This is a genomic window from Streptomyces sp. NPDC085937 (genome assembly GCF_044540535.1).
Lineage (GTDB): Bacteria > Actinomycetota > Actinomycetes > Streptomycetales > Streptomycetaceae > Streptomyces.
Map to the genome: position 1 here is coordinate 366468 of NZ_JBITSH010000002.1, position 25902 is coordinate 392369.

Here is a 25902-nt window from a genome sequence, read left to right on the forward strand (position 1 = left end):
TGCGGCCTGGGGACCACGCTAGGAATCCGCCCCCGCCCGCGAATCACCCGCGCATGGACAGCTCCTGTAGCTCGCTCGGGGGATGCGCGGCCCGCTTCCAGGTGTTCCGCGGGAGCACCGCCTACCGCTCCGTGGCGAGCAGCAACTCCCGCAGCAGGTCCGCCAGCTGGGCCGCCCGCTCCTCGCCGAGGGCCGACAGCGCCCGGGACTGCTCGGCGACCCCGGCGGCCGCCGCCTCGTCGATCAGCCGCAGTCCCTCCTCGGTCAGCGTGACCTGGAGCCCGCGCCGGTCGTGCGGGTCGGGGGAGCGGCGCAGCAGTCCGGCGCGCTCCAGCTTGTCGAGACGGCCCGTCATCCCGCCGGTGGTGAGCATCAGCGTGGCCGAGAGCTGCCGGGGCGAGAGGGTGTACGGCTCCCCGGCGCGGCGCAGGGTGGCGAGGACGTCGAACTCGCCGCGCGAGATGCCGTACGGCGCGTACGCCCGCTCCGTACGGTCGCCCATGGCGCGTGCGAGCCGGTGGACGCGCCCGAAGACCTCGATCCCGGCGGTGTCCAGGTCGGGCCGGACCCGGGCCCACTGCTCGGTGATCGCGTCGACGGCGTCCGTGGGACGCGGCTCGGGGCCTGCACTCATGGCTGGAGTATCCGCACGGCACGGGGCGGCCGCAAGAAAGTGGCTCGTGGATAAGTGGCTTGTCGCCAAGTGAACGGGGAGGCGGCCTCGACGTCGGTGCGGTGCCCCCGGTCGGGCATCCTGGGGGACCGAACCACCACCGGGAGGAACCCGTGTCGCACCCGCAGTCCCCCGAGGAGACGCTCGTCGAGGCGAAGAAGGGGCTGGGCCTGCCGCGCATCGTCGTGATCTGCGGCTCCACCCGGTTCATGGCCGAGATGGCCGAGGCGGACGTGCGGGAGACCGAAGCCGGGAGGATCGTCGTCAAGCCGGGCGTCGACATGAAGTCGCCGCACGCGAGGTGGTCCGATCCCGCCGACGCCGCGGCGCTGAAAGCCCGGCTCGACGAGCTGCACCGGGCGAAGATCCGGCTCGCCGACGAGGTGCTCGTGGTCGGTGACTACATCGGGGACAGCACCCGGGCGGAGATCGCCTACGCCCGCTCGCTGGGCAGGCCCGTGCGGTTCACGCACCCCGAGGTCGACCCCGACGCCTGACCGCCCACCACGGACAGCCCCGCGAACGGGTCCCTGGGGGCGCCCAGTTCGCACCACACGACCTTGCCCCGGTTCCCCTCCCTCGTCAGCGGCTGCCAGCCCCACACGTCGGCGCAGGCCCGCACCAGCGCCAGCCCCCGCCCGTCCTCCCGGTCCGGGACCGCCGAGAAGGGCCGCGGCGGTTCAGGGGGTGAAGGGTCGGCGTCCCACGCCCCGAGCCGCAGCACGCCGGCCCGTGACCAGCGCATCCGTAGCGCCGCCGGGCCGCTGGTGTGCCGGACGGCGTTCGAGACCAGCTCCGCCGCGAGCAGTTCCGCGACGTCGGCGAGGCCGATCAGGCCGTGCACCGTCAGGATCAGACGGAGGGTCCGGCGGCAGACGGGGACGGCTCTGGGGTCGTTGGGGACGTGGAGGGAGTACTCCCACGGTTCGGTTTCGGACATGCGGGTTCCTCGTGTTCGGTGGGGGAAAGTGGCGGCGGTGTCATTGCCGCCCGTCAGGGCAGGACGGAGCGGTGCGCTTCCGCGGCCGGTGGCACACAGTGCTTGGTGCGTCACTGAAAGTACGTCATAAATTTATGACTCAGCAAGCCGGTCGCGTAATCTGCCCCCGAACGAGTCGCCCGCTTACGAAGGGACAGGTCATGCCGCCGAGACGGCAGCCCACGGCACGTCAGCAGCGCTTCGGCGCCGAGCTTCGCAAGCTGCGGGAGGCCGCCGGGTACAAGGCGACGGAGGCAGCCGCCCTTCTCGGGGTCAACTCCGTGCAGATCAGTCAGATCGAGTCCGGGGTGGCGGGTGTGAGCGAGGACCGGCTTCGGCGGATGGTCGCCCACTACGCCTGCGAGGACGACGCATTGACGTCAGCGCTCGTAGCGATGACCACCGACCGGACGCAGGGCTGGTGGGAGGAGTTCCGGGGACGGCTGCCGACGGCGTTCCTCGACCTGGCCGAGCTGGAACATCACTCCGCCTTCAGGTGGGACGTCGACTTCCTGCGCGTTCCGGGCCTCTTGCAGACCGAGGATTACGCGCGGGCCTTGTTCTCGTACGTCAACCCCGACCTGCCGACGCAGGAGATCGACCGGTGGGTGGAGCACCGCATGAGGCGACGGGTCATCGTCGAGCGGGACGACCCGGTCCCGTACGACACGGTCGTTCATGAAGCGGCGCTGCGCATCCGGGTCGGGGACCGGACGCAGGCGCGGGCTCAACTGCTGCGCATCATCGACCAGTCGGAGTCGGATCACGTCACCGTGCGGGTCATCCCCTTCGACGTCGACGGTTTCGGCGGGGCCGACAGTGCCGTCGTGTACGCGGGTGGTCCTGTCCGCGCACTGGACACCGTCGTGCGAGACGGCCCGCACGGCACGGTTTTCGTCGATGCCGCAGCTCAACTGCTCCGCTATCGAACGCTCTTCCGTAGGCTGGAGGCGGTGGCGCTCGACCCCGGGCGTTCGCGTGCTTTCATCCACCGGCTTGCGAAGGAGCTCTGAGGTTCGCGGTGACGACGTCCGACGTGTGGAAGAAGTCGTCCTACTCCGGGGGCGGGGAGGGCAACGCCTGCGTAGAAGTGGCGGCCGGCCACGCGTGCATAGCCATACGCGACTCCAAGGCGCCGTCCCACGGCACCCTCACCCTGCCCGCCCCGGCGTTCGCCGCGTTCGTGAACGCCCTGAAGCGGCCGGGCGGGCTGTCGTAGAGCCCCCCGGCCCGCCGCACCGCGCCGGTCAGATCACGATCACCCGCCGCCCCCGCGTGTGCCCCACCCGGCTGTCGGCGTGGGCGGTGGCCGCCTCCGCGAGGGAGTACGCCTTCTCCACCGGGATGTGGAGCGCGCCCTGTTGGAGGAGGCGGACCGTCTCCGCCAGGGCGTCCGGGACGCTGCCCGCGACGTTGGAGAAGCGGACGCCCAGCTCGGGGGCGGTGCGGTCCGCGATGGAGACCACCGTGGCCGGGTCCCCGGTCAGCTCCACCAGCTCGCGGACCACGCCCGCGCCGGCCAGGTCGAGGGCCGCGTCGACCGAGGTGAACGCCCGTACCCGTTCTGGCCAGCCCTCGGCGTACGTCGTGGCGTGCGCGCCGAGGCCCCGCAGGTACTCCTGGTTCGCCGCCCCGGCCGTGCCGACCACCGTGATGCCGCGGTCGCGGGCGATCTGCAGCACCGCCGAGCCGACCCCGCCGGACGCACCGCTGACCAGCAGCGTCTGTCCGGGGCGGACACCGCACTCGCCCAGGATGCGCAGGGCCGTCTCCATGACGGACGGATAGCCGGCCGCCTCCTCGAAGGAAAGGCCCTCGGGCATCCCGGCCCAGGCGTGCAGTACCGCGAACTCGGCGTAGGTGTCGGTGCCTTCGCCGAAGACGTGGTCGCCGATCGCGACACCCGTGACGCCCTCGCCGACCTCGTCCACCACCCCTGCCGCGTCCAGTCCGACGCCCGCGGGCAGTGACGCAGGGAGGGCCGGACGCATCTGGCCCTCCCGGATCCTCCAGTCGACGGGATTCACCCCGGCCGCGCGCACGGCGACGCGTATCTCTCCCGGGCCCGCGTGGGGCTTCTCGGTGTCGACGAGACGAAGGACGTCGGGGCCGCCGAACTCGGCGTAGCTCACTTTCCTCATGCGGCCGACCGTACACTAACCGTTAGTTCATTGGAGTCGTTAGGGTTTTGTATCTGCTAGCGTTCAGGCCATGCCCGAGCAGCCGCCGTCCGGACGTCGAGAGCGCAAGAAGGCCGCCACACGTCAGAAAATCGCCGACACCGCCCTCCGGCTCTTCCTGGAGCACGGGTACGACGCGGTGGGCATCCGGGACGTGGCCACCGAGGCCGACGTGGCCGTCACCACCGTCTTCTCCCACTTCGCCTCCAAGGAGGCCCTGGTGTTCGAGCGGGACGCGGACTTCGAGCAGCGCCTCGCCCGCGCGGTCACCGACCGCGCGCCCGGCGAACCGCTCGTCCCCGCCCTGCGCCAGGAGATGCACGCCCTGGTGCGCCACTGTCTGGCCGACGAGGCCGCTTCCGTGTGGCGGATGATCGACGCCTCGCCCGCCCTGCGGGAGTACGAGGGCTCCATGCGGCTGCGGCACGCGGAGACCCTGGCGGCCGCCCTCGGCGCGGAACCTGGCGCGCCGCGCGGCGCCACCGCGTGCCGGGCCGTCGCCCGGTTCGTCGTGGACGCCTTCGCGCTGGCCCGGGAGGCGGACGACCCGGAGACCGCGGTGGACGAGATCTTCCGGATGGTCGAGGCGGCCTGGGAGGCCGCGGAGGCGGGCGTGCCGCTCCGGCCCGCGACATGAAGGAAGGGGTGCCCGGCCGGGAAGCCGGGCACCCCTTCTCCGTGTCAGGGCCGCGTTACGCCGACGTCGCCGCCGCGTCCGCCGCCTGGGCCCGCAGGGCGCGCTCCACGCCCGCGCGGGACTCCGAGACCAGGCGGCGCAGGGCCGCGCCGGGCTCGGCCGACGTCAGCCAGGCGTCCGTCTTGTCGAGGGTCTCGCCGGAGACCTGGACACCCGGGTAGAGACCGACCGCGATCTGCTGGGCCATCTCGTGCGAGCGGGACGCCCACACGCCCGTCAGCGCCTCGAAGTACCGCTCCGTGTACGGCGCCAGCAGCTCCCGCTGGTCCGTCTGCACGAACCCGGCGATGACCGCCTCCTGCACCGCGTTGGGCAGCTTGTCGGACTCGACGACCGAGGCCCACGCCTCCGCCTTCGCCTCCTCGGTGGGACGGGCCGCCCGCGCGGTGGCCGCGTGCCGCTCGCCCGCCGCGGTCCGGTCCCGCTCGTACTCGGCGGCGATCTCCGCCTCGTCGAACCGGCCCACCGCCGCCAGCCGCTGCACGAACGCCCAGCGCAGCTCCGTGTCGACGGCCAGGCCCTCGACGGTCTGCGTGCCGGCCAGCAGCGCCTCCAGCAGGTCCAGCTGCTCCGGGGTGCGGGCGGTCGCCGCGAAGGCGCGCGCCCACGCCAGCTGGTGGTCGCTCGACGGCTCGGCGGACCGCAGGTGGGCCAGCGTGGCGTCGGTCCAGCGGGCCAGCAGGGTCTCCCGGGCGGACGGGTCGGCGTACAGGTCGAGCGCCAGCTTCACCTGACGGTGCAGCGACTGCACGACACCGATGTCGGACTCCTTGCCGACACCCGACAGCACCAGCGCGAGGTAGTCACGGGCGGCGAGCTCCGCGTCCCGGGTCATGTCCCAGGCGGAGGCCCAGCACAGCGCCCGCGGCAGCGACGACTCGAAATCGCCCAGGTGCTCCGTGACGAAGGCGAGGGACCGCTCGTCGAGCCGGACCTTGGCGTAGGACAGGTCGTCGTCGTTGAGCAGGATCACCGCGGGGCGGCGCTTGCCCGCCAGCTGCGGCACGGCCGTCAGCTCGCCGTCCACGTCCAGCTCGACCCGGTCGCCGCGGACCAGCTTGCCGCTCGCCCCGTCGACGTCGTACAGGCCGATGGCGATGCGGTGCGGGCGCAGCGTCGGCTCGCCCTTCGCACCGGCGGGGAGCGCCGGGGCCTCCTGGCGGACGGCGAAGGAGGTGATGACACCGGCCTCGTCCGTCTCGATCTCCGGGCGCAGGACGTTGATGCCGGCCGTCTCCAGCCACTGCTTCGACCAGTTGCGCAGGTCGCGGCCGGAGGTCTCCTCCAGCGCGCCCAGCAGGTCCGACAGGCGCGTGTTGCCGTACGCGTGACGCTTGAAGTACGCCTGCACGCCGCGGAAGAACGCGTCCTCACCGACGTACGCGACGAGCTGCTTCAGCACCGAGGCGCCCTTGGCGTAGGTGATGCCGTCGAAGTTGACGAGCACGTCGTCCAGGTCGCGGATGTCCGCCATGATCGGGTGCGTCGACGGCAACTGGTCCTGGCGGTAGGCCCAGGTCTTCATCTGGTTCGCGAACGTCGTCCACGAGTGCGGCCACCGCGAGCCGGGCGCGTCGGCCTGGCAGGCGGTCTCGGCGTAGGTGGCGAACGACTCGTTCAGCCACAGGTCGTTCCACCACTCCATGGTGACCAGGTCGCCGAACCACATGTGGGCCAGCTCGTGCAGGATCGTGGCGGCCCGGCCCTCGTACGCGGCGTCCGTCACCTTCGACCGGAACACGTACTGGTCGCGGATGGTCACCGCGCCCGCGTTCTCCATCGCGCCCGCGTTGAACTCCGGCACGAACAGCTGGTCGTACTTCTCGAACGGGTAGGCGTAGTCGAACTTCTCCTGGAACCACTCGAAGCCCTGCCGGGTGACCTCGAAGATGGCGTCCGCGTCGAGGTACTCCGCGAGCGAGGGACGGCAGTAGATGCCGAGCGGCACCGACTGGCCGTCCTTCTCGTACACGCTGTGCACGGAGTGGTACGGGCCGACGATCAGCGCCGTGACGTACGTCGAGATGCGCGGGGTCGGCGCGAACTCCCACACGTTGTCCTTCGGCTCGGGCGTCGCCGAGTTGGAGACGACGGTCCAGCCCTCCGGCGCCTTCACCGTGAACCGGAACGTCGCCTTGAGGTCCGGCTGCTCGAAGCTCGCGAACACCCGGCGGGCGTCCGGCACCTCGAACTGCGTGTACAGGTACGCCTGGTCGTCCACCGGGTCGACGAAGCGGTGCAGGCCCTCACCCGTGTTCGTGTACGCGCAGTCGGCGTTCACCCGCAGCACGTTGCGGCCCTTGAGCAGGCCCGGCAGGGCGATGCGGGAGTCCGCGAAGACCTCGGCGGGGTCCAGCGGGTCCCCGTTCAAGGTCACCTCGTGGACGGTGGGGGCCACCAGGTCGATGAAGGACTCCGCGCCGTCCTCGGCGACGTCGAAGCGCACCGTGGTCACGGACCGGTAGGTGCCGCCCTCCTGCGCGCCGGAGAGATCGAGCTCGATCTCGTACGAGTCAACGGTCAGCAGCTTCGCCCGCTGCTGCGCCTCTTCGCGGGTCAGGTTTGTGCCAGGCACGCGGTCATCTCCTCGATATGTGTGGGATGCGCCATCCTTCCACGCGCGATCGGCATCACGCGATGACGAAGCCGGAGGCATGGGGATACCCCTGTGTCAGGCGCGGGGGAGACAGGGGCCTCGACGTCCGGAAACCGCCGGTACGGGGGCGGTGGGCCGGGTGAGCCTGGGGGACATGACCACCACGACACCCGCCGCACGGCCCGTCCCCCCGCAGGTCGTACGGGACCTGCTGACCCTCGACGACGCCGGCCGCCCGGCCGCCGCCGTCACCGACGACGAGGGCGGCGCCCCGCTGCGCTGCTGCCTGCGCCACAGCCGCCCGGGCGAGCGCGTCGCCCTGGTGTCCTACGCGCCCCTGCGCCGCTGGGCGGCGGAGACGGGAGCCGACCCGGGCGCCTACGACGAGCAGGGGCCCGTCTTCGTGCACGCGGACGCCTGCGCGGGGCCGGAGGGCGGAGAGCTCCCGTTCACCCGGGCCCGCCGGGTCCTGCGCCGCTACTCCGCCGACGGCCGGATCCTGGGCGGGCGGCTGGTGACGGAGCCGGAGGACTTCGGCCCCGCCCTCGGCGAGGCGTTCGCCGACCCGGAGGTGGCGCTCGTCCACGTACGGGCGGTGGAGTACGGCTGCTTCCTCTACGAGGTGCGGCGGAGCTGACGGCACGCCGGAGGCCCGTCGGAGGCCCGTCGGAGGCACGCGAAAGGCGGGCGCCCCCTGCCGGGGACGCCCGCCTCCTCACGTTCCGCGCGGGATCAGCCGTCGAGCTCCTGCGCGACCAGCTCCGCGATCTGCACGGCGTTCAGCGCCGCGCCCTTGCGGAGGTTGTCGTTGGAGACGAACAGCGCCAGGCCGTTCTCCACCGTCTCGTCGGCCCGGACACGGCCCACGTACGACGGGTCCTGGCCGGCCGCCTGGAGCGGGGTCGGGATGTCGGTGAGGACCACGCCGGGCGCCTCGGCCAGCAGCTCGGTGGCGCGCTCCGGGCTGATCGGCCGGGCGAACCGGGCGTTGATCTGCAGGGAGTGGCCGGAGAAGACCGGGACGCGCACGCAGGTGCCGGAGACCTTCAGCTCCGGGATGTCCAGGATCTTGCGGGACTCGTTGCGCAGCTTCTGCTCCTCGTCGGTCTCGCCCAGACCGTCGTCGACGAGGTTGCCCGCGAAGGGCAGGACGTTGAACGCGATGGGGCGCTTGTAGACGTCCGGCTCGGGGAAGTCGACCGCCGCGCCGTCGTGCGTCAGCTTGTCGGCCTCGTCGACCACCTTCCGCGTCTGGCCGTGCAGCTCCGCGACGCCCGCGAGACCGGAACCGGACACCGCCTGGTACGTGGCGACGACCAGCGCCTCCAGGCCCGCCTCCGCGTGCAGCGGACGCAGCACCGGCATCGCGGCCATCGTGGTGCAGTTCGGGTTGGCGATGATGCCCTTGGGGCGGTTCGCGATCGCGTGCGGGTTGACCTCGGAGACGACGAGGGGAACCTCGGGGTCCTTGCGCCAGGCGGAGGAGTTGTCGATCACCACGGCGCCCTGCGAGGCGACCTTCTCGGCCAGCGCCTTCGAGGTCGCGCCGCCCGCGGAGAACAGCACGATGTCCAGACCGCTGTAGTCGGCGGTGGAGGCGTCCTCCACCGTCACGCCGTCCAGCTCCGTGCCCGCGGAACGGGCCGAGGCGAACAGGCGCAGCTCCGTGACCGGGAAGTTCCGCTCCTTGAGGATCCTGCGCATGACCGTGCCCACCTGACCGGTGGCTCCGACGATTCCGACCCTCACGGCGACTCCCTACTGCGTCTCTCGCGTACCTGATGTGCCCGGCGAGGCCCTTACATCATGCGGCCGACCACGCCCCGGCTGTCCAATTCTTTGCCCTGCCTGCTCGCACAGTGGGACGAACCGGTGACGGCCACCGGTTGCGGACCTTCGGCCGCATCCCCCCTGAGCTGCAGAAAATCAGCCGACTCGGGTCGTCGGCCGCAAGGACCCCTGCCCATACCGGCCCCGCCCACACGGAGGTGTGACTTACGCCTCTGCCGCCCCCGCGGATCCGTCCGAACGTTCCGGACCCGTACGGCGTCGTAGGGGAAACAGCGTGAGGGGGTGGCCGGTGCTGCGCGGAAGGACCCGGCGCGGCCGCGGGTCGTACGTCGCCGACGACGACCCGCTGGACGCGGCGCAGGAACGCCGGGTGCGGGCGGTGCTCGCACTGGGCGGGGTACCGCAGACGGACCTGCCGGACGGGGTGCAGCAGGTCCGCCTGCGGCTGCTGGAACGCGCCGCGAGCGGGCGGGAGGCGCCCCGGGACGTGTCGGCGTGGGCGGCGGTCGTCGCCTCCCACCTCGCCATGGACTGGCACCGCGCCAAACGCCGTCAGGAACGGCTGGGGGAGCGGCTGGCCGCGCTCCGGCCGGCGGAGGCGCCCTCTGGGGAGGAGACCAGCGTGCTCTCGCTGGCCGTCGCGCGCGGCCTGGACGGGCTGCCCGACGCGCAGCGCCAGGTCGTCGTGCTGCGCTTCTACGCCGATCTGCCGGTGCGGTCCATCGCCGAGCAGCTCGGCGTCCCGGAGGGCACGGTCAAGAGCAGGCTGCACACGGCGGTACGGGCCCTGCGCGCCCGCCTGCACGAGGACGAGGTGGTGTGACATGACCGCCCACGAAGACAACGGCGACCGCGACCCGGCCCGTGCGGACGCCGGGCACGAGGCCCCTCGGCGGGACGTGCCCGGGCAGGGTGGGGGAGAGCGGCATCCGGTGGACGCGCTCGCGGTGGCGCTGTTCGGGGAGGAGCTTCCCGAGGGCGTGCGGGAGGACGCCGCGTTCCGGACGGAACGGGACGCCGCCCTCGCGGACCTCGCGGTGCTGGGCGAGCAGCTCACGCTGATCGGTGACGCGCTGGCGGGGCGAGAGGCGGCCGCTCCGGCCGGGGAGCGGCCGGACCCCGAGACCGGGACGGCACGAGGCGGCACGGGGGCACATCCCGCGCAGGCCGCGCCCGCCGCGCTGAACCGGTCGGCACGCCGGCGCTCCCGGTACCGGCCGGTGCGGCTCGCGCTCGGCGGACTCGCCGCCGCCGCGGCGGCCGGACTGGTCCTCGGCACGGGCTGGCTCGTGTCCCAGGGCGGTTCCTCGGCCGACTCGGCGGTCCCCGGGTTCGCCTCGGACGCCAAGGAGGCGCCCGGCGGCGGTTTCGGCGGCCCCCGCTACCTCGCGTGCGCCCGTCTGGTCGCCGAGGGGACGGTGGCGGACGTGGAACGGGTGCCGGGCGCGGCCGGCCTGGAGCGCGTGACGCTGGAGGGGGTCCGGTACTACAAGGGCTCCGGCGAGGTCGTGTACCTGTGGGACACGGCCATCGGTACCGGGCAGCGCCGGGGCGAGCATGTGCTGGTCGGCCTGCCCCGCGGGGGCGACCGGCCGGACACGGTGGTCACCGGCGAGCCGGACATCGCCCCCGAACGGGCCTGGATCATCGCCTCGCTCCCGGAGTCACGCACCCTGACCTGCGGCTGAGCACGGCGAAGGGGCGGGCGCCCGTACGGACGCCCGCCCCTCCTGTTCGATCCGGTCCGTTGCTCGACTACTCGACGACCTTCTCGATCGCCACGTTGCCGAGGCCCGCGACCGTGCCGCGCGCGTTCACCAGCTGCACGCGGCCGAAGAACGCACGGCCCTCGGGGGCCGCCGCCGCGACGGTGACCTCACCGGAGACGGTGGCCTTGGCGCCCGTGCCGAGCTTCACCGGCGCGGAGCCGTCGACGGTGACGGAGCCCAGCGTCGGGGAGAAGAACACGTCCAGGTAGTCGTACTCCGTCGAGCCCGACGGGACCGAGTAGCCGTCCACCTCGATGGTGTAGGTACCGGCCGCCGGGGAGGCGATGGAGACCGACTCGTCCGAGTCGCCGTCCGCGGACTGGGCGACCTGGTTGCCGGCCGCGTCGTACACGGACAGGTCCAGGTCGGCGGCGGTGTCGGAGACGTTGCCGATGGCCACGTCCAGCGACGCGGCGCCCGCGGGCACCTCGACCGTGGTCGTGTGGACGTCACCCGTGCCGATCGACGGGCGGGCGGTCTTGGAGGAGCCGAGCGGCCCGCCGACCAGCTTGCCGTCGATCGCGGCGGCCTCGTTCGTCACCGTCCAGGAGACGGCGGACGGCGTGCCGATCTTCGCCTCGTCGACGGTCACCGTCTCCGGGTCGAAGGCGGCACCGAGCACCGCGACGTCCAGCTTGTACGGGTTGTCGAGCAGCGGCGACGTGCGGCGCGCCTCGACCTCGATCTCCCACACGCCCGGCTGCGGGTTCGCGTACGAACGCGCGTCGGGGCGGCAGGTGTTCGCCGGGTTGCTGTAGTTCGGGTAGCAGTTGACCGTCGACGTCGGGTCCGACGGCACACCGTACGGGTGGATGGAGATGAACCGGGTCTGGCTCGTCGCCTTCAGCCCGCTCATCGCGACCTCCAGCGTCTTCGCGCCCTCGGGCACGGTGACGAAGTAGGAGGTGGTGCTGTTGCGCTGGGCCGTGCCCTTCGCCGAGAAGGTGTACTTCACCGGGGAGGAGACGACCACCGTGGTGAGGATCTGACGGTCCACGCCCTCGGTGCGCGGGTCGTCGACCTCGAGGATCGCGCTCTTGATGCCGGCCGAGCGCGGCTCGGCCTGGACCTTGACGGTCACCGGCTTGTTCAGCGGCAGCGACACCTTGCCGGAGCCGACGATGCGGAAGGCGCGGTCCGCGTTGTTCGCCAGGTCCAGCTTGTGGCTCACGGCGCGGTCCGGACCGGACGTACGGGTGATGGTGATCTCGTACGTCTTCTTCTGGCCGGCCTTCAGGCCGCCCTCACGGTCGTACAGGCCCGTGCCGAAGCCGGGAGTCTTCAGGAACTGGTCGATCGCGGTGTCGACCGGCGCCTTCACCGTGTACTCGTGCGCGGTCGCGCCCTTGCGGATGGCCTTCCAGGCGTCCACGACGTCGATGAGGCCGGCGCCCTCCTCGTAGGCCTGCACGTCCTTGATGTGCTTGGCGGTGGAGGTGAGGGCGGTGCGCAGCGTCGCCGGGGTGAGCGCGATGCGCTTCTGCTTCGCGGCGGACAGCAGCAGCGCGGAGGCGCCGGCGGCCTGCGGCGAGGCCATCGAGGTGCCCTGCAGCATGCCGTAGCCGGCGGGCAGGCCGTAGCCCGCCTCGGCGACCGGGGCACCCGGCATCCAGGTCTGGATGGTGTTGATCGCCGCACCGGGCGCGGTGAGGGTCGGCGTGAAGCCGCCGTCCTCACGCGGGCCGCGCGAGGAGAACGGCATCATCGCGTACTTGGTCTTCACCTCGGAGCCGTAGTTGGCGGCCCAGGTCTCCTTGGAGACCGAGGCGCCGACCGAGATGACCTTGTCGGCCAGGGCGGGGTCGCCGATGGTGTTGGCGCCGGGGCCGGAGTTGCCCGCGGAGATCACCAGCTGGACGCCGTAGGTGTCGATCAGCCGCGTGTACAGCTCGGCGCGGGCGTTGTTGCCGTCGTTCAGCGCCGGCAGACCGCCGATGGACATGTTGACGATGTCGACACCGCGCTTGGTGACGAGGTCGATCATGCCCTCGGTCAGGGCGACGTTGGTGCAGCCGCCGGACCAGGTGCAGGCACGCGAGGAGACGAGCTTCGCGCCGGGCGCCGCGCCGTTCATCTTGCCGCCGAACAGGCCGTTGGCGGCGGTGATGCCGGCGACGTGCGTGCCGTGCTCGGACTCGATGACGCCGATGTTGACGAAGTCGGCCTTCTCGCCGATCCAGTCGCCGCCGTAGGGGTCCATCGGGACGTCCTTGCGGATCTCCACGACGAACGGCTGACGCTCGGCGATGTCGGTCTTCGGGTTGTCGGTGCCGAAGTACCCGATCTGGAAGCCGTCCTTGTACGGCTTCATCGGGGTGTCGTCGGAGAAGTCCTGGTTGTTGTTCAGGTCGACCCGCACCGTGCCCTTGGCCGCGTCGTAGAGCACGCCCCAGACGTCGGTGGTGTCGCCGTCGCGGTTGGCGTCGCCGGCCGCGTCACCGCCCGCGGTGTAGGACTCGCGGAAGAGGCTGATCTGGTAGCTGCCCTGCGGGGCCTTCCAGGTGGCGCCGCCGTAGGTGAAGGTCGGGCCGGAGACCGCGTTGACCATGGGGCGCCAGGTCTGGTCGCCGTCCACGATCGGGTCGGTCGCCGTCACCCAGTCGACGATCTTGCGCTCGCCGGTGGTGGTCTTCTGCAGCGCCGGGTGGCCGAGGTCCACGCCGGAGTCGAGGATGCCGATGGTGACGCCGCGGCCGTCCGCCTTCGGGTTCTGCTTCACGAAGTCCACGGCGCCCGTCTCGAAGGACGGGTTGTACGGGTTCTTCGCGGGCGTCTTCCGGTCCGGGGCGGCGTAGCCCTTGGCGCTCTTGCCCTTGCCCTTGGCGGCCTTGGTGGTGTCACCGGCCGGCGTCGGGTCGTCGAGCGGGATCTCGTCGCGCAGGTCGACACCGTGCACGGAGGAGAGCTTGGTGGCGGCGGCGATCGCCGCGTCCGCCTTGCCGGTGGGCACGGTCGCGCGGACGTAGCCCAGCTTGTCGTCGGTGCGGCCGACCGAGGCGCCCTTGAGCCCCTCGATCTCCTCGGTGACCTGCGCGGTCTTACCGGGGGCGGTCGCGATCATCATCGTGACGTGCTTGGAGCCGTCGGCCTTGGCCTCGGCGAGCAGTTCCGCGTCGTGCGAGCCGAGCTTGTCGTGGGCGGACTTGACGTCCGCGTCGGCCGGGGCGGTGGCCGGGCTGTCGGCCGCGAGGGCCAGCGGGACCGGCCCGGCCGCGGAGAGCGCGGCGACGAGACCGGCGGCCACGGCGATGCGGGCCGCGCGTCTGGAGCCCGATATGGGGGCGCGCTGCGGGGAGTTGGTCATCGGCATCCCTTGCAAGGAGCGAACGATCGGGAGCGGCCAGGCGTGATCGTTCCTGGTCGCGGGGGTCCGGAAGGCACTACCGGATGATCGATGAGCTTCGCGTAAAGGGCCGATGTTTGGCGAGGGTTGGCCGGAAGGACAGACGATGTGTGGGGAAAACCCCCGGTGCTCTTATGGCGCGATGGCGCCCGAATGCGACAAGTCACCCCATGGGTACGGTGGGTCAGGTGTCCCTGTTGCGGGCGTAGTGGCGGGAGGCCTTGGCGCGGTTGCCGCAGGACGCCATGGAGCACCAGCGGCGGGTGCCGTTGCGTGAGGTGTCGAAGAAGTGAAGGGTGCAGGCCTCGTGGGCGCAGCCGCGGATCCGGTCCGGCGCGGTGCCCAGCAGCCGGAGGTAGTCGCGGGCGGCCAGCCACGCGGGTCCCCAGGAGGGGGCGTCGAACTCCGGCCGCTCGCCGGGTCCCTCCGCGGTGAGCGTGGCCCGGATCCGCCCGTGCGCGAGCACGGCGTCCACGGCCTCCGCCCCGTCGGCGGGGTCACCCCCGACCGCCGTCAGCAGGGCGTCCCGTGCCGTACGGAGGTGGCGCAGGGCGGCCTCGTCGGCGCCGAAGCGGTCGTCCAGCGCGTTGGCGGCGAGCCACACCGCGAGCCCGTCGGTGTCGTCGAGCAGGTCCCGCTCGACGCCGTCCGCCATCCAGCGGGTGTTGAGCAGGTCGAGCGCGAGCGGCTCACCGGTGAGCGGCCGCGGGTCGGACCGGTGCGGGGTGGCGGCGGGCATGAGGCTCTCCTTCCGTTTCTAACCGTTCAAGAGTACGCCACTGGTTCCCGAGGGCACGGGCCCGCCGTGATCGGGTGCGCGCCCTGCCAGGACTCCCGCCCACATCCGGCCGGGATCTCCGCTCGCATCCGGCCGGGACCCCGTACGCCCTCCCGCTGCGCCGGCCCGCCCCCCGATACCCCCTGCGCGGCCCGGGCCGCCGGGGTTAACGTCCGTCGATGCGACAGAAGTTGAGGGTGGCGGCCTACGCCGTGGTGATACGTGACGGACAGATCCTGCTCGCCCGGTCCCCGGCGCCGGGCGGCACCTCCGAGTGGGTCCTGCCCGGCGGCGGCATGGAGCACGGCGAGGACCCCTACGACACCGTCCGGCGCGAGGTCGAGGAGGAGACCGGTCACCTGATCGAGGTCACCGGTCTGCTGGGGGTGGACTCCCACCGGCACACCCTGTCCGGCCGCTTCGGCCGCCCGGTCGACCAGCAGGGCCTCCGGCTGGTCTACGAGGGCCGGGTCACCGGCGGAGAACTGCGCAACGAGATCGGCGGCTCCACCGAACTGGCCGCCTGGCAGCCGGTCGACGCCGTACCCGGGCTGGTCCGCGTGCCCCTGATCGACATAGCCCTGCGGCTGTGGCGGGAGCGGCCGGCGACCGGACGGGTGGAACCGGCGCAGATGTAGCGCGGACCCGGGCTCCGGCCGCCGCCCCGCGCGGCCGGGAGAGAACGGCCGGAACCCGGTCAACCGTCGCGGGTCGTGGCAACCGGGGCGGCCCGGGCGCGGTCCCTCCCTGCGACCACGCCCGACGGACAGGGGAGGCACGAGCATGCGGAAGCGGATGCGGACGACGGCGGTGGCAGCGGTGGCGGTGGGGCTCTCGGTGGCCCTGGCGGCTCCAGCCGTGGCGGCCCCCGCCGTGGCGGCGCCCGGAGGGAGCGGGGCCGGGGACACCGGCGACCACCGGGCGACCCGCCGGGCCGTGCAGGCCGCGGTCGCCGACGGCGTGCCCGGCGTCACGGTGCGGGCGGAGGACCGGCGGGGCACCTGGACGGCGACCGCCGGGGTGGGCGACCTGCGCACGGAGCGGAAGCGCTCCCCGCGGGACCGTTACCGGGTCGGCAGCATCACCAAGACCTTCGTGGCGACGGTGCTGCTGCAACTGGAGGCCGAGGGGAAGCTGTCCCTGGACGACACCGTCGACGTCTGGCTGCCGGGCCTGGTGACCGGCAACGGCCACGACGGCACCCGGATCACCCTCCGGCAGCTCCTCAACCACACCAGCGGCGTCTTCAACTACACGGCGGACGAGGACTTCGGCCGCACCTACTTCCTCGAGGAGGGCTTCTTCGAGCACCGCTACGACACCCTCGCCCCCGAGGAACTGGTGCGGATCGCGACGTCCCACGAGCCGGACTTCGCCCCCGGCGCCGGATGGAACTACTCCAACACCAACTACGTGCTGGCCGGGATGGTGATCGAGAAGGCCACCGGCCGCCCCTACGGCGAGGAGGTCCGCCGGCGCGTCATCGCGCCGCTGCACCTGACCGGCACCTCGGTCCCCGGCACCCGCACCGGCGTCCCGGGACCCAGCAGCCGCGCGTACGGCAAGCTGACGCAGGACGGCAGCGGGCCCGTCCACGACGTCACCCGCCTCAACCCGTCCATGGCCTCCTCGGCGGGCGAGATGATCTCCGACTCCAAGGACCTGGGCCGCTTCTACCGCGCCCTGCTCACCGGCCGGCTGCTGCCCCGGGAGCAGCTGGACGAGATGACCGACACGGTCGCGGTGGACGCCAGGAACGGCTACGGCCTTGGGTTGATGAAGACCGAGCTGAGCTGCGGGGTGACCGTCTGGGGCCACGGCGGCGGCATCCACGGCTCCACGTCCGAGGCCGTCACGACCGAAAACGGCCGGCACTCGCTGGCGTTCAACTTCAACGGCGACTGGTCCGGGGACCCCGGGGCGGTGATCGAGGCGGAGTACTGCGGCGACTGAGGTGAGGAGGACCGCCGGGGCACGGCCCCCGGCGGTTTCCCCGTCCGTTCGGAAAGGGCCGCGGCCCCGCCGTGGTGCCGCACTACCGGGGCAGCACGACGACGTACGCGGCCGGATCGCGGTCGGCCGCCGCCATCAGGGCGGTGCGGACCACCGCCGCCTGCTGCTCCGCCGCGTCCCGCAGCTTGCGGGGCGTGATGTGGACGACCGTGATGCCGAGGCGCTCCAGGTGCTCACGCTTGCGGGCGTGCTCCGTCCACTCGGCGTCCTCCTCGGGCCGCCCGCCCGGCCGGGGCGCGCGGGTGTCCAGCTCCACCGCCACCGACTGCTCCGGCCAGTACGCGTCCAGGCCGCCCAGGTGCGGGCCACCGGGCAGCCGCAGGTCCACGTTCCAGCAGGGGTCCGGCAGGCCGTACTCGCGGACCATCCGGTACAGCCGTGCCTCGGCGAGCGACCGCCCCTCGGCCAGCAGCGAGTCGACCGCGTCCACCACGTGCGGCCGGTTCAGCAGCTTGGCGGCGGTCAGCTCGCGCACCACCGCGGCCGGCTCGCAGTGCCCGCCGCGCACCGCCTCGGTCAGCAGCCGGCGCACCGCGACGGCGTCCTTCAGGCCCGCCACCGCGTCCGCCAGGGCCCGCGGGACCGGGGCCACCGGCAGGCCGGTGACCTGCTCCGGGACGGGCAGGTCGGCGGTGCGCACGATCCGGGCGCAGCCCGTCGAACGCAGCCGGCGCAGCCGCGGCACCAGCACGTCGAACGTCTCCAGGGACGGCAGCGGAGGCGTGGAGGCGAACCCGTGCAGGGTCAGCGCGGCCAGGCCGGTGATCATCGCCTCGCCGTAGGGGGAGGCGGGCGGTTCGTCCCTCCCCGGCTGCACCGGCACGCTCACGGTGCGCTCCCGCGCCGCGTACAGCAGCACCGCGTGCAGGCGTTCCTCGCTCGTCGGCGGTCCGGGGTGGAGCAGGACGACACCGGGCAGCAGCTGCTGCCAGGCCCCGCCGGGGCGGCACTGCTCGCCGGCCTCGGCGGCCGAGACGCCGTGGGCCCGCAGTTGCGTGTGGGTCAGGACACGACGTCCGGTGCCGGTGGCGAGGTGGTGCAGGGGGCGCGGGGAGAGGGGGGTGTTGTGGTTCATGACCGGCAATTTCCCGCCTCCGGACGGCCTCCGAACCCGTGTTACACGCTCGTCGACGAACCCGGACAAGCCCGCACTAAAGGACGCGTGTTCGGATACCGAAACCCCCTGGTCCGTTCGGGTGAGAGCCCCGGGTTACGGCCCGAATGCCCGCGTTCGGTAACGGCGGTCGCACGGGGTCTTCAAACGCCGGAAGGGCTGTTCTCAGCCCCTCCGGCGTTTGAGGAGCGGGGCCCCGGGCGGAGCCCCGAGAAGGGTGCGGTCACATGGCGGACGCGGCGTCACACGCCTGGCCCCGCATGGCCCGTGCCAGATCGTCCCGCGCCTCCAGCACCAGCCGCCGCAGCGCCGGCGCCGCGTCCTCGTGGGAAGCGAGCCACGCGTCCGTCGCGTCCAGGGTGCCCTGGGAGTCCTGGTACGACGGGAACAGACCGCGGACCACGTCCATGCCGATCTGGATCGACCGCTCCGTCCACACCCGCTCGATCACCGCGAAGTACTTCTCCGCGTACGGCGCGATCAGCTCCCGCTGGGACGACTGGGCGAAGCCCGTGATCGTCGCCTCCACCAGCGCGTTGGACAGCGCGTCCGACTCCACGACCTGCGCCCAGCACTGCGCCTTGACCGCCTCCGACGGACGGGCGGCCAGACAGCGGACGTGGTGACGGCGGCCGGACGCGGTGTCGTCCCGCGCCAGCTCCTCGTCCAGCCGCTTCTCGTCCGCCACTCCGTGCGCGGCCAGCGGCTCCAGGAACGCCCAGCGCAGCTCCTGGTCGACCTCGAGACCGGGCAGCGTCACCGTGCCGTCCAGCAGTGAGCCCAGCAGCTCGAAGTCGGCCGGCGCGGCGGCCACATGGGCGTGGAACCGCGCCCACGCCAGCTGCTGCTCGCTCCCCTCGCCGGCCGCCCGCAGCTGCTCCGCGGCGCCCTCGGCGAGCCGCAGCCCGGCCTGCTCGCGGTGCTCCGGCGCGGTGTAGTGCACGGCCGCCGACTCCGCCCACGCGTGCAGCATCTGCAGCACGCCGATGTCGGTCTCCCGGCCCGCGAACCGCAGCACCAGCTCGATGAAGTCCCGGGCCGGCAGCAGCGCGTCGCGCGTCATGTTCCACAGCGCCGACCAGCACAGCGCGCGCGCCAGCGGGTCGGTGAGGTCGCCCAGGGCCTCCCGCAGCGTGGCGAGGGAGGTGTCGTCGAACCGCGTCTTGCAGTACGTGAGGTCGTCGTCGTTGACCAGCACCAGCTCCGGCGCGGCCGCGCCCGCCAGCTCCGCCACGACCGTACGCGGACCCTCGACGTCCGTCTCGGCCTGCGCGTACCGCTCCAGGGTGCCCGAGTCCGTGCGCCGGTACAGACCCACCGCGACCCGGTGCGGGCGCAGTTCGGGGTGCGACTCGGCGGCCTCCTGCACGACCGCCAGCTCGTCCACGGTGCCGTCCTCGGCCAGCAGCACCTGCGGGGTCAGGGAGTTGACCCCGGCCGTCTCCAGCCACGCCCGCGACCACGCGGCCATGTCCCGCCCGCTGGTCTCCTCCAGGACCGACAGCAGGTCACCGAGCCGGGTGTTGCCGTAGGCGTGCCGCTTGAAGTAGCGGCGGGCGCCCTCCAGGAACGCGTCCTGGCCGACGTACGCCACGAGCTGCTTGAGCACGGAGGCGCCCTTGGCATAGGTGATGCCGTCGAAGTTGAGCTTGGCGTCCTGAAGGTCGCGGATGTCGGCGGTGATCGGGTGCGTGGAGGGCAGCTGGTCCGCGCGGTACGCCCACGCCTTGCGGCGGTTGGCGAAGGTGATCCAGCCGTCGGTGAAGCGGGTCGCGCCGACCAGGGAGAACGCGCCCATGAAGTCCGCGAAGGACTCCTTCAGCCACAGGTCGTCCCACCACTCCATGGTGACCAGGTCGCCGAACCACATGTGGGCCATCTCGTGCAGGATCACGTTGGCCCGGCCCTCGTAGGAGGCCCGCGTCACCTTGCCGCGGAAGATGAACTCCTCACGGAAGGTCACCATCCCCGGGTTCTCCATCGCGCCCAGGTTGTACTCCGGCACGAACGCCTGGTCGTACTTCCCGAACGGGTAGGGGTGGTCGAAGTGGTCGTGGAAGAAGTCCAGGCCCTGCTTGGTGACCAGGAAGACGTCGTCGGCGTCGAAGTGCGGGGCGAGGCCCTTGCGGCACATCGCGCCGAGCGGGATCTCCAGCCGGGTGCCGTCCTCGAAGACCCGCTCGTAGCGGTCGGTCACGTAGTGGTACGGCCCCGCGACGACACACGTGATGTACGTCGAGATGGGCTTGGTCTCCGCGAACCGCCACACGCCGTCGGCGAGTTCGCCCGCGCCGTTGCTCCACACCGTCCAGCCCTCGGGCGCCCGCACCTCGAAGCGGTACGGCGCCTTCAGATCCGGCTGCTCGAAGTTGGCGTAGACCCGGCGGGCGTCGGCCGGCTCGTACTGGGTGTACAGGTACACCTCGCCGTCCTCGGGGTCGACGAAGCGGTGCATGCCCTCGCCGGTGCGGGAGTAGGCGCACCGCGCGTCGACGACCAGCTCGTTGTCGGCGGCCAGGTCCTCCAGGAGGATGCGGCTGCCGTCGAAGACCTGGCCCGGGTCGAGGTCCCGTCCGTTGAGGGACACGGCCGTCACGGCGGGCGCGATCAGGTCGGCGAAGCTGCTCGCCCCCGGCTCGGCGCAGCGGAACCGCACGGTGGTGACCGACCGGAAGGTGCGCGGGCCGTCGCCGCTGTGCTCGCCGACCGCGGACCGCAGGTCAAGGGACACCTCGTACCCGTCGACGGACAGCAGGGCTGCCCGCTCCCGGGCCTCGTCACGGGTCAGATTCTCACCGGGCACGGGCGGACTCCTCATGCGTCGTCGACAGGGGAAGGACAGCACCGATCCTGCCATGCGCCCCTGACTCGGGGCAGCCGGGAATGGCCGGGGCGAGCCACGGCGTTCCCACGGGGAAACACTGCCTTCACGAGGAGCGACATGTCGGACAAGTCTCCCGCCACGCCCGTCGACTTCTGGTTCGACCCGCTGTGCCCCTGGGCCTGGATGACCTCCCGGTGGGTGCTGGAGGTGCAGAAGCAGCGGGACCTCGACGTCCGCTGGCATCTGATGAGCCTGGCCGTCCTGAACGAGGACAAGCTGGACCAGCTGCCCGCGGAGTACCGCGAGATGCTCGAGGTGAAGGCCTGGGGGCCGGTGCGCGTGGTCATCGCGGCGCAGGAGGAGCACGGCTCGCAGGTGCTCGGCGACCTCTACACCGCGCTCGGCACCCGCATCCACAACCAGGGCGAGGGCCCGCGCAAGGAGACGGTCGCCGCGGCGCTGAAGGAGGTCGGTCTGCCCGACTCCCTCATGGACCACTGGGACTCCACGCCCTACGAGCCGCAGCTGCGCGCCTCCCACAAGGAGGGCATCGACAAGGTGGGCCAGGAGGTCGGCACCCCGGTGATCGCGGTCCCCGGCCCCGACGGCGAGGAGATCGCCTTCTTCGGCCCGGTCGTCACCCCCGCCCCCCAGGGAGAGGAAGCCGTCCGCCTCTGGGACGGCACCCTCGCGGTGGCCTCGGTCCCCGGCTTCTACGAGATCAAGCGCACCCGCACGAAGGGCCCGGACTTCAGCAACCTGTGACGGACGTCAGTCCAGTACGGGCACCTTGATCGGCTTGGCGAACGGCTTCTCGGTGAAGCCCGTGCGCAGGTTGCGGCACTGCTTCCCGGTGTCGGGGTCCAGGACGTTCACGCAGAGCCTGAACTCGCTCACTCCTTTGCGTCCGAGCCGCTCCTTGAGCCAGTCCTCCTCCTTCTTGTTCAGCAGGCGGTGGGGCTGGTCGCTGCCGCAGGTCCAGCATGAGTGGGTCATCGTCCGCTGTGTCGCCATTGCGCAACGATGACCCGGAATGCCGCATACCGGAAGCCCCCGCGAGTCAGGTCCTCGCGGGGGCTTCCTTCTTTCCGCCTGCCGGGTGAACGGTGAGAAGACGATCCCGAGGCGGGCGCTTGTTGCAACCTAGTTGCAACTACACGCTAGCAACAGAAGGGGCTGTCCGGTCAGCGACGCTCGCGTGCCCGCTGCCAGGCGTAGCCGACCGCTGCCAGCGCCAGCGTCATCGCACCCGTCGAGTACAGCTGGACGCGGGTGTCCGGTTCACGGGCCATCAGGACGAAGACCGTTGCCATGCCGGCCAGGGCCACCCAGGTCAGCCACGGGAACGCCCACATCCGTACGGCCAGCCGCTCCGGCGTCTCGCGTTCCAGGCGGCGGCGCAGCCGCAGCTGGGAGACGGCGATGAAGATCCAGACGACCAGGATCACCGCGCCGATCATGTTCAGCAGCCAGGCGAAGACGTCGTCGGGACGCCAGTAGCTCAGCAGCACGCACAGGAAGCCGAACACGGACGACGCCAGCACGGCGACGCGCGGCACCCCGCCCGACACCCTGCCCAGCCACTTCGGGCCCTGGCCGCGCTCCACCAGCGAGTAGCCGATGCGGGAGGCGCCGTAGATGTTGGCGTTCATCGCGGACAGCAGCGCCACCAGCACGACCACGTTCATCAGCTCGCCCGCCCCGGGGATGCCGAGCCGGTCGAGGGCGGCGACGTAGGGGCCGTTCTCCACCACCTCGGGGGAGTCCCAGGGGACGAGCGCGACGATGACGGCCATCGAGCCGACGTAGAAGACGGCGATCCGCCACATCGCGGTGCGCACCGCGCGCGCCACGCCGCGGACCGGGTCCTGCGACTCGGCGGCCGCGATGGTCACCGTCTCCAGGCCGCCGTAGGCGAAGACGGACGCGAGCAGGCCGATGACCAGACCCTCGCCGCCGTTGGGCAGCAGCTCGGTGAGGTGGGAGCCGCCCGGCGAGTCGGTGCCCGGCAGCACACCGGCCAGCGCCAGTACGCCCAGCACCAGGAACAGGGTGATCGCGCCCACCTTCAGCGCCGCGAACCAGAACTCGAACTCGCCGAAGTTCTTCACCGCCGCGAGATTGGTCCCGCAGAACACCACCATGAACAGCGCGACCCACGCCCACTCGGGCGTGCCCGGCAGCCAGCCGTGGACGATCTGCGCGGCGCCGATGCCCTCCAGGCCGACCGCCGTGCACAGCAGCACCCAGAACGCCCAGCCGGCGGTGAACCCGGCCCAGGGTCCGACGGCCCGCTCGGCGTGCGAGGAGAAGGACCCGGAGGAGGGATACGCGGCCGACATCTCGCCCAGCATCCGCATCACCAGCATGACCAGCAGACCGGAGAGGGCGTAGGCGATCACGATGGAGGGGCCGGCGGCGGCGATGCCCGCGCCGGAACCGACGAACAGTCCCGCGCCGATCACCCCGCCGAGGGCGATCATCGACAGGTGGCGCTGTTTGAGGCCGTGCGAGAGGGAGACGCCGTCGGTGTCCGTGGGCGTCTCGACCGAGGTGGGGGGCATGGGGGCGGATCGTCCAATGGGGGGAGACGACAAAAACGCCGCCCAGTCTGGGTGGCCGCCCGGTGGTCACGGAGCGGCCGCCCAGCATGTGGACGACAGTCAAGCGGAGGGTCACAGTCCGGTCACTGCGGGGTGGCCGTCACCCCGCTCCCGACCGTCACCCCGCTCGCGGCCGTCACCCCGCTCCCGACCGTCACCGCGCTCGCGGCCGTCACGCCGCGGCGGCCGCGACCTGCGCGACGCTCGTGTAGTGCGAGGCGTCCCCCTCGATCGCGTACGACTCCTTGCCGTCGATGCCGACCGGCACGTCACCGGCGACCGTCACCCGGTGCAGGCGGCGCGGCAGGCCGTCGTAGTTGTCGATCGCGTAGTGCTGGGTGATGCGGTTGTCGAACAGCACCAGCTGGTTCGGCGCCCAGCGCCACCGCACCACGTTCTCCGGCCGCGTGACGTACGCCTGGAGCAGGTCCAGCACCTTGCGCGACTCACCCTTGGACAGCCCCACGATCCGCTGCGCGAACCCGCCGATGAACAGCCCGCGTTCACCGGTGAGCGGGTGCACCCGCACCACCGGGTGGACGGTGCGGTACCGCACGGAGGTGAACTGGGCGCGCCGCGCCGCCTCGTCCTCGTCCACGGCCTCCTCCGGGACGGCGTAGTCGTAGTCGTTGGTGTGCTCGGCCCACAGCGTGTCGGCCAGCCGGCGGAGCGGCTCGGGCAGGTCGCGGTAGGCGGCGGCCGAACTGGCGATCAGCGTCTCGCCCCCGTACGGCGGGATCGTGATGCTGCGCAGGGAGGTCGCCTGCGGCGGGTTGAGGACGAAGGTGACGTCCGTGTGCCAGTTGTTGGCCGCGCGCCCGCGCCCGCTGTCGACCGGCAGCACGCTGGGCGCGCCCTCGACGGCGGGCACGGTCGGGTGGGCGCCGGTGATGTCGCCGAAGTGCCGTACGAAGGCCTGCTGGCCGGCGTCGTCGAGGTGCACGTCGTCGAACAGCAGCGTCTTGTGCTCGTTCAGGGCGTCGCGCAGCGCGGTGACGGTGGCGTCGTCCAGCGGCCGGGAGAGGTCGACGCCGAAGACCCGGGCGCCGATGTTCGCGGTGACCTTGGTGATCTGGAGGTCCGACATGAGGGCGTGTGCCTTCCTGTGACGGGGAGGGGTCGGTCAGACGAGCGCGGCCGCGGGGGCCGGCTCGGGGGCGTGCGGGGTGACGTGCTGGTTGGCGGGGCGCGGCAGCCCGTAGCGCTCGCGCAGGGTGCGCCGGGGGCCGTACTCGGTGCGGAACAGGCCGCGCTCGCGCAGGATCGGCACGACCTGGTCGACGAACGTCTCCAGGCCGGACGGCAGCACCGCCGGCATGATGTTGAAGCCGTCGGCGGCGCCTTCGGCGAACCACCGGCCGATGGTGTCGGCGACCTGCTCGGGCGTGCCCGCGAAGGTGAGGTGCCCGCGCCCGCCGCCCAGCCGCCCGATCAGCTGCCGCACGGTGAGCCGCTCGCGCCGGGCCAGCTCCACGATCAGCGTGTAGCGGCTCTTGGCGCCCTCGATGTCGTCCTCCGAGGGCAGCCCGTCCGGCAGTTCGCCGTCCAGGTCGAGCGTCCCCGGGGTGAGCCGCAGCAGCTCCTCCAGGCGGCGCATGCCGTGCTCGTGCACGATGTGCTCCTCCAGCACCTGCTCCAGCCGCCGCGCCTCCGCCTCGGTGGAGCCGACCACGGGCACGATGCCGGGCAGCACCTTGATGTGGCCGGGGTCGCGTCCGGCCGCCGCCGTACGGGCCTTGAGGTCGGCGTAGAAGGACTGCGCGTCGGCCAGGGTCTGCTGGGCGGTGAACACGGCCTCCGCGTACCGTGCCGCGAACCGCTTGCCGTCCTCCGACGACCCGGCCTGCACCAGCAGCGGGTAACCCTGCGGGGTGCGTGGCACGTTGAGCGCGCCCTCGACCCGGAAATACCTGCCCCGGTGGCGCGGCGGGTGGATCTTCGCGTCGTCGCCCCACACGCCCGCCGCCTTGTCGGCGACGATCGTGTCGTCCTCCCAGCTGTCCCACAGCAGCCGGGCGACGTCCAGGAACTCGGCTGCGCGCGCGTACCGTTCGGCGTGCGCGGGCTCCGCGTCCAGGCCGAAGTTGCGGGCCGCCTCGGCCCCGGCGGTGGTGACGATGTTCCAGCCGGCCCGGCCCTTGCTGACGACGTCCAGCGAGGCGAACTTACGGGCCAGGTTGTAGGGCGAGTTGTACGACGTGGACGCCGTCGCGATCAGCCCGATGTGCTCGGTCGCCGTGGCCAGCGCGGTGAGCAGGGTGAGCGGCTCCAGCGCACCGGCGGGACGCTGGGCCACCGTGTTCCACAGCTGGGGACCGTCGGCGAGGAACAGCGAGTCGAAGGTGCCCCGTTCGGCGATGCGGGCCAGCCGTATGTGGTGGTCCAGGTCGACGTGTGCGTACGGATCGCTTTCGGGCAGCCGCCACGACGCCTCGTGGTGGCCGGTGTTCATGAGGAAGGCGTTGAGGTGGAGCTGTCTGGGCATGGGGGATCCCTTTCTCGGCGCTTACGGCTTCTCGGCGCTTTCGGCGCTTTAGGTGCG

Annotated in this window: 23 protein-coding genes; 10 read left to right on the forward strand and 13 right to left on the reverse strand. The window is 72.2% G+C overall.

Going from position 1 to position 25902, the window contains the following annotated elements; all coding sequences use genetic code 11:
• Positions 1–121: 121 nt before the first annotated feature.
• Positions 122–634: a MarR family winged helix-turn-helix transcriptional regulator gene (locus tag ACIF8S_RS05160; RefSeq protein ID WP_399997406.1), complete on the reverse strand. Its 513-nt coding sequence runs from the start codon at positions 632–634 to the stop codon at positions 122–124.
• 152 nt (positions 635–786) lie between these two features.
• On the opposite strand from ACIF8S_RS05160, the gene ACIF8S_RS05165 reads away from it, so the two are divergent.
• Complete coding sequence (locus ACIF8S_RS05165; RefSeq protein ID WP_399997408.1) at positions 787–1170, forward strand: hypothetical protein; 384 nt, start codon at positions 787–789, stop codon at positions 1168–1170.
• On the opposite strand, the gene ACIF8S_RS05170 is transcribed toward ACIF8S_RS05165, so the two are convergent.
• Complete coding sequence (locus ACIF8S_RS05170; RefSeq protein ID WP_399997410.1) at positions 1107–1613, reverse strand: ATP-binding protein; 507 nt, start codon at positions 1611–1613, stop codon at positions 1107–1109. The two genes, ACIF8S_RS05165 and ACIF8S_RS05170, sit on opposite strands and share 64 nt — an antisense overlap.
• A gap of 200 nt (positions 1614–1813) precedes the next feature.
• Here ACIF8S_RS05170 and ACIF8S_RS05175 point away from each other — a divergent pair, with 200 nt between their 5' ends.
• On the forward strand, positions 1814–2665 hold the full coding sequence (locus ACIF8S_RS05175) for a helix-turn-helix domain-containing protein (RefSeq protein WP_399997411.1): 852 nt from the start codon (positions 1814–1816) through the stop codon (positions 2663–2665).
• Positions 2666–2673: 8 nt separating this feature from the next.
• Positions 2674–2871, forward strand: coding sequence for a DUF397 domain-containing protein (locus ACIF8S_RS05180; protein ID WP_399997413.1), 198 nt, complete (start codon positions 2674–2676; stop codon positions 2869–2871).
• A 28-nt stretch (positions 2872–2899) separates the two neighbouring features.
• On the opposite strand, the gene ACIF8S_RS05185 is transcribed toward ACIF8S_RS05180, so the two are convergent.
• A complete protein-coding gene (locus tag ACIF8S_RS05185) occupies positions 2900–3793 on the reverse strand; it encodes an NADP-dependent oxidoreductase (protein WP_399997414.1) in 894 nt (297 codons plus the stop codon).
• 70 nt (positions 3794–3863) lie between these two features.
• On the opposite strand from ACIF8S_RS05185, the gene ACIF8S_RS05190 reads away from it, so the two are divergent.
• On the forward strand, positions 3864–4469 hold the full coding sequence (locus ACIF8S_RS05190) for a TetR/AcrR family transcriptional regulator (RefSeq protein WP_399997416.1): 606 nt from the start codon (positions 3864–3866) through the stop codon (positions 4467–4469).
• Between the two features lie 55 nt (positions 4470–4524).
• On the opposite strand, the gene pepN (ACIF8S_RS05195) is transcribed toward ACIF8S_RS05190, so the two are convergent.
• A complete protein-coding gene (gene pepN, locus ACIF8S_RS05195) occupies positions 4525–7104 on the reverse strand; it encodes an aminopeptidase N (RefSeq protein ID WP_399997417.1) in 2580 nt (859 codons plus the stop codon).
• A 175-nt stretch (positions 7105–7279) separates the two neighbouring features.
• Here pepN (ACIF8S_RS05195) and ACIF8S_RS05200 point away from each other — a divergent pair, with 175 nt between their 5' ends.
• Positions 7280–7762, forward strand: a complete 483-nt coding sequence (locus ACIF8S_RS05200) for a DUF1203 domain-containing protein (protein ID WP_399997418.1) — start codon at positions 7280–7282, stop codon at positions 7760–7762.
• A 95-nt stretch (positions 7763–7857) separates the two neighbouring features.
• On the opposite strand, the gene ACIF8S_RS05205 is transcribed toward ACIF8S_RS05200, so the two are convergent.
• Positions 7858–8874: an aspartate-semialdehyde dehydrogenase gene (locus ACIF8S_RS05205; RefSeq protein WP_399997419.1), complete on the reverse strand. Its 1017-nt coding sequence runs from the start codon at positions 8872–8874 to the stop codon at positions 7858–7860.
• 331 nt (positions 8875–9205) lie between these two features.
• Between ACIF8S_RS05205 and ACIF8S_RS05210 the strand changes: the two genes are divergently transcribed.
• Together ACIF8S_RS05210 and ACIF8S_RS05215 are read left to right on the forward strand one after the other, a co-directional pair.
• Positions 9206–9739, forward strand: coding sequence for an RNA polymerase sigma factor (locus tag ACIF8S_RS05210; protein WP_399997420.1), 534 nt, complete (start codon positions 9206–9208; stop codon positions 9737–9739).
• Position 9740: 1 nt separating this feature from the next.
• Positions 9741–10604: a hypothetical protein gene (locus ACIF8S_RS05215; protein WP_399997422.1), complete on the forward strand. Its 864-nt coding sequence runs from the start codon at positions 9741–9743 to the stop codon at positions 10602–10604.
• Positions 10605–10671: 67 nt separating this feature from the next.
• On the opposite strand, the gene ACIF8S_RS05220 is transcribed toward ACIF8S_RS05215, so the two are convergent.
• Both ACIF8S_RS05220 and ACIF8S_RS05225 read right to left on the reverse strand, forming a co-directional pair.
• Positions 10672–13989, reverse strand: a complete 3318-nt coding sequence (locus ACIF8S_RS05220) for a S8 family serine peptidase (protein ID WP_399997423.1) — start codon at positions 13987–13989, stop codon at positions 10672–10674.
• Positions 13990–14212: 223 nt separating this feature from the next.
• The gene (locus ACIF8S_RS05225) at positions 14213–14767 is read right to left on the reverse strand and encodes a CGNR zinc finger domain-containing protein (protein ID WP_399997424.1); all 555 of its coding nucleotides are present in this window, start codon (positions 14765–14767) and stop codon (positions 14213–14215) included.
• Positions 14768–14985: 218 nt separating this feature from the next.
• Here ACIF8S_RS05225 and ACIF8S_RS05230 point away from each other — a divergent pair, with 218 nt between their 5' ends.
• Complete coding sequence (locus ACIF8S_RS05230; protein ID WP_399997426.1) at positions 14986–15444, forward strand: NUDIX hydrolase; 459 nt, start codon at positions 14986–14988, stop codon at positions 15442–15444.
• 145 nt (positions 15445–15589) lie between these two features.
• Entirely contained in the window at positions 15590–16759 is a 1170-nt protein-coding gene (locus ACIF8S_RS05235; RefSeq protein ID WP_399997427.1) for a serine hydrolase domain-containing protein, read from the forward strand.
• Positions 16760–16841: 82 nt separating this feature from the next.
• On the opposite strand, the gene ACIF8S_RS05240 is transcribed toward ACIF8S_RS05235, so the two are convergent.
• Entirely contained in the window at positions 16842–17894 is a 1053-nt protein-coding gene (locus tag ACIF8S_RS05240) for a hypothetical protein (protein WP_399997428.1), read from the reverse strand.
• Positions 17895–18156: 262 nt separating this feature from the next.
• Entirely contained in the window at positions 18157–20736 is a 2580-nt protein-coding gene (pepN, locus tag ACIF8S_RS05245; protein WP_399997429.1) for an aminopeptidase N, read from the reverse strand.
• 138 nt (positions 20737–20874) lie between these two features.
• On the opposite strand from pepN (ACIF8S_RS05245), the gene ACIF8S_RS05250 reads away from it, so the two are divergent.
• Complete coding sequence (locus ACIF8S_RS05250) at positions 20875–21522, forward strand: DsbA family protein (protein WP_399997430.1); 648 nt, start codon at positions 20875–20877, stop codon at positions 21520–21522.
• A gap of 6 nt (positions 21523–21528) precedes the next feature.
• Here ACIF8S_RS05250 and ACIF8S_RS05255 read toward each other — a convergent pair whose 3' ends face one another.
• From ACIF8S_RS05255 to ACIF8S_RS05270, 4 genes are all read right to left on the reverse strand, one after another.
• Entirely contained in the window at positions 21529–21771 is a 243-nt protein-coding gene (locus ACIF8S_RS05255) for a hypothetical protein (RefSeq protein WP_191881482.1), read from the reverse strand.
• Between the two features lie 170 nt (positions 21772–21941).
• A complete protein-coding gene (locus ACIF8S_RS05260; RefSeq protein WP_399997431.1) occupies positions 21942–23321 on the reverse strand; it encodes an amino acid permease in 1380 nt (459 codons plus the stop codon).
• Between the two features lie 211 nt (positions 23322–23532).
• Entirely contained in the window at positions 23533–24447 is a 915-nt protein-coding gene (locus ACIF8S_RS05265) for a TauD/TfdA dioxygenase family protein (protein WP_399997432.1), read from the reverse strand.
• 36 nt (positions 24448–24483) lie between these two features.
• The gene (locus ACIF8S_RS05270; protein WP_399997433.1) at positions 24484–25845 is read right to left on the reverse strand and encodes an LLM class flavin-dependent oxidoreductase; all 1362 of its coding nucleotides are present in this window, start codon (positions 25843–25845) and stop codon (positions 24484–24486) included.
• Positions 25846–25902 lie beyond the last annotated feature (57 nt).